This is a genomic window from Leisingera sp. F5, assembly GCF_001593695.1.
In genome coordinates this window covers 1-2,071 of record NZ_LUKH01000582.1, presented here as the reverse complement: position 1 = coordinate 2,071, position 2,071 = coordinate 1, and the positions used below count along the sequence as shown (strand labels likewise).

Here is a 2,071-nt window from a genome sequence, read left to right as displayed (position 1 = left end):
GACCGAGACCGAGACCGAGACCGAGACCGAGACCGAGACCGAGACCGAGACCGAAATTGCGGCTTCTGACTGGGAGGCGGCTCCGGAAGAAAATACTGCCATTGAAACAGTGGAGCCAGGTGCTCACGCAGAGCCGCCCCGCGAAATCGAACGGGTGGTAGAGAAGCGCGGTGGATTCGGCTCAGCCGTGCTGGGCGGCGCCGTGGCTGCGGTCATTGGGTTTGTCGTCGGCCAAGGCGGTTGGCTTGACAGCGTTCTGCCGGCTTCGCTGCAAAATCAGGGCACAGACCTGACGGCTCTGGAAGCCGGCCAGTCGGACCTGCAGGCGGCTTTGGCCGCATTGAAGCAGCAGGTAGAGGCCAGCCAGCCCCCGGACATAACGCCCCTTACTGCGCAGATCCAAACTCTTGCCGCCGACATCGAACCGCTGAAAACCGCGCAGGCCCCGGATGCGGTGCTGCGTGCGGATCTGGAGACTTTGACCGCCCGTGTTGCGGCACTGGAAACCCGGCCGCTGGAAGGCGCCTCGCCCGAAGCTGTCGCCGCGTTTGAAGCTGAGCTGGGCAAGCTGCAAGACAGCTTGGCTGCGCAGCGTTCCGAAGTCGAACAGATGCTGGCAGACGCTCAGGCTATGGACGCGGCAAGTGCTGAGGCCACACGGATTGCCAGCGCCCAGACGCAGCTCTTGGCTGCGCAGCGTTCCGAAGTCGAACAGATGCTGGCAGACGCTCAGGCTATGGACGCGGCAAGTGCTGAGGCCGCACGGATTGCCAGCGCCCAGACGCAGCTGGCGCAGCTGCGTTCTGCCTTGGACACCGGTAACAGCTATGCGGCCAGTGTGCAGGAGCTTGCGGCCCTCGGCGTTGATGTTCCGGCAGCCTTGTCCGGCCCTGCGGAGAGCGGAGTAGCCACGCTGTCTGCCTTGCGGGACGGGTTCGCACCGGCTGCCCGCGAGGCGCTGGCCTCTGCCCGCGAGGAGACAAAGGACGGCAGCGGCCTGCTGGATTACGTGAACCGCCATCTGGGTGCCCGCTCTGTCACTCCGAGGGACGGGGACGATACGGATGCGGTCCTGTCCCGCGCCGAAGCGGCTGTGGCCGGGGGCAAGCTGCAGGAAGCATTGGCAGAACTTTCTGCCCTGTCCGCCTCTGCCCGCGCTGCCCTGTCCAGCTGGGAAGCCGCTGCAAATGCGCGGGTGGCAGCCGTGACTGCCGCCACTGATCTGGCCCAAAGCCTGCAAGCCAAATAAGGAAGCCGCCATGCTCTGGTCGTTGTTGAAGATCCTCGTTTTCGTCGCGATTATCGCGCTTCTGGCATTTGGCGCGGGTCTGCTGATGGAAACTGCCGGCGGGGTGCAGATCACCGTAGCCGGCACTGAATACACTCTGGGTGCGCTGCAATCGGTGATTGCGCTGGGCGTACTGGTCTTTGGAGTCTGGCTGTTCCTCAAGCTGCTGTCGCTTTTGGTTGCCACGCTGCATTTTTTGAATGGTGATGAAACCGCCTTGTCACGGTATTGGGACAAGGGGCGCGAGCGCAAAGGCTATCAGGCGCTGGCCGATGGTCTGATGGCGCTGGCCTCCGGCGAGGGGCGTCTGGCGCTGGCCAAGGCGGCGCGGGCCGAGAAATACCTGCAAAAGCCAGATCTGACCGATCTGCTGGTGGCACAGGCCGCAGAGATGAGCGGCGACACTCGCAAAGCTGCCGAAGCCTATAAGCGGCTGCTGTCGAACCAGCCGACCCGCTTTGTCGGTGTGCGCGGGATCATGAAACAGAAGCTGTCCGAAGGCGACACGGAAACAGCTCTCCAGCTGGCCGAGAAAGCACTGGCGCTGCGTCCGAAACATGAGGAAGTGCAGGATACGCTTTTGCGTCTGCAAGCCCAGGCCGAGGATTGGGCCGGTGCCCGCAAGACACTGTCCACCAAACTCAAGACCGGCACCCTGCCGCGCGACGTGTTCAAGCGCCGCGACGCGGTGCTGGCGCTGTCGGCCTCCAAGGGGATTCTGGACGAAGGCGCGACGGTCGAGCAGCAGGAGCAGGCAATCGAGGCCAACCGCTTGTCACCGGA

The 2,071-nt window shown here is 64.0% G+C and carries 2 protein-coding genes; both read left to right on the top strand.

Annotated features, from left to right (window positions below; genetic code table 11):
* On the top strand, nucleotides 1–1,249 hold a 1,249-nt coding region (locus A2I95_RS33510; RefSeq protein ID WP_291736779.1), incomplete at its 5' end, for a hypothetical protein.
* Between the two features lie 10 nt (nucleotides 1,250–1,259).
* The coding region (locus tag A2I95_RS33505) for a heme biosynthesis HemY N-terminal domain-containing protein (protein WP_291736777.1) at nucleotides 1,260–2,071 on the top strand (812 nt) is incomplete at its 3' end.